Source organism: Bacillus sp. JJ634, from assembly GCF_036962285.1.
Lineage (GTDB): Bacteria > Bacillota > Bacilli > Bacillales > DSM-1321 > Peribacillus > Peribacillus asahii_A.
The window spans coordinates 1-1,320 of sequence record NZ_JBALMU010000230.1 but is presented as its reverse complement, the minus strand read 5'-3'; the positions used below and the strand labels follow the sequence as shown (position 1 = coordinate 1,320).

Below are 1,320 nucleotides of genomic sequence, written 5' to 3'. Positions count from 1 at the left end.
TATGCTTCTAGAAGCATACTCCGTTAACGAAGTATTGATGTGGGAGAAGCAAGGGAAAGGGATTTTGTTTATTGTTTCATTCATTATATTGGTCATTTATTGGGCAGCAAAAAGGAAACGTGTTTAGTAAAAAATATTCATCACTTTTCACTTCAACGTTTGAATAGTTAAACAAAGTTAGCCTATTAAACATAAAATAATAAGAACCTATCTATTGAGGAGGTGAGTTCTTGGCTAATTTGGGGGGATTTAGCAATAACCCATTAAACGTTATCAGTGATTCAGTGTCTTGTACGATTGAATTAGGAGATACTAATGGGGCAGCTACAACTATTTGGCAAGATGATACTCCTTTTGTTATAAATGGAACCATTGTAGTTGAAAATACTGGAATAATCGGCGTTTCACCAAAGGCTGCTCTTCACGTGAATGGAGCTTCAATTCGTGGATTTGTGGTCGCACCAGGTGAATGTCGATCTATTACGGTAAATGATTTGCGTTCGATTAGTATCGTTGCAGCAGGAACAGGCACTGCCAAAATCAAAATTTCTTTCTCCTTGAACTATAAGTTTTAACGTAGTTCTATCTATGTTGAAGCAAAAAAATGATGCTCTACGTTAGCATCATTTTTACATAGCCTTTGTTAAATCATATTGTTGATAAAACTGATCAGCCTCCTATAACAGAGCCTCTACATAAAAAATATTAAGTCACATAACGAACTTTCATACTATAATGACCATTGGCCTTTTGGCCCGATCCTCCCCGACAAGAAATTTCCAGGTTTGAAATAGTCTTCAAAGTAACAGATTTCGTTTGATTTATTTCAGTCAATGTAAATAATGTCGTATCCGCCTTTCCATCACCATCTGTATCCGCTCTTACCTTCATAATGCAGCCACAATTATTTTTTACAGTTAATGATCCTGATGGCAGAGAAGCCATTCCAATAGCTCTCCAATACTCTACATATTTCCCATCACAATTTTGTACAATAACACCACCTATTTCATCTGCCACTAATTGTGGCTCTGGAAGATTTGATTTACGAGGAAAAAGAGATAGACTGCTTAATGGCGGGGGTGAAATATGAGAGTTACTTTGTACGTCCATAGCGGGTATTCCCTTTCTAATTATGGTAATTTATTGTATGGATTAATACATGAAATGGTGCCGTCAATCCACCACTCCCGAATACAACTGGACTAAGAGGCGGCGATTAATCGATGGCCGAGCGCACATAGAAAAACACTGCCTATCAATCAAGCAGCGTTTTTCGTTTAATCTTTATTTCTGCTACCCTTAATTACAGATTTTGCG

Annotated in this window: 2 protein-coding genes; one reads left to right on the top strand and one right to left on the bottom strand. The window is 37.1% G+C overall.

The annotated features are described in order from the left end of the window. Nucleotides 1-230 precede the first annotated feature (230 nt). Nucleotides 231-575: a DUF3992 domain-containing protein gene (locus V7068_RS22375; protein ID WP_499714622.1), complete on the top strand. Its 345-nt coding sequence runs from the start codon at nucleotides 231-233 to the stop codon at nucleotides 573-575. A gap of 130 nt (nucleotides 576-705) precedes the next feature. Here the strand turns inward: V7068_RS22375 and V7068_RS22370 are convergent, their stop codons facing one another. Then, nucleotides 706-1,113 carry an S-Ena type endospore appendage gene (locus V7068_RS22370; RefSeq protein ID WP_127759901.1) on the bottom strand — a complete coding sequence of 136 codons (408 nt, stop codon included), beginning with the start codon at nucleotides 1,111-1,113 and terminating at the stop codon, nucleotides 706-708. Between the last annotated feature and the right edge of the window lie 207 nt (nucleotides 1,114-1,320).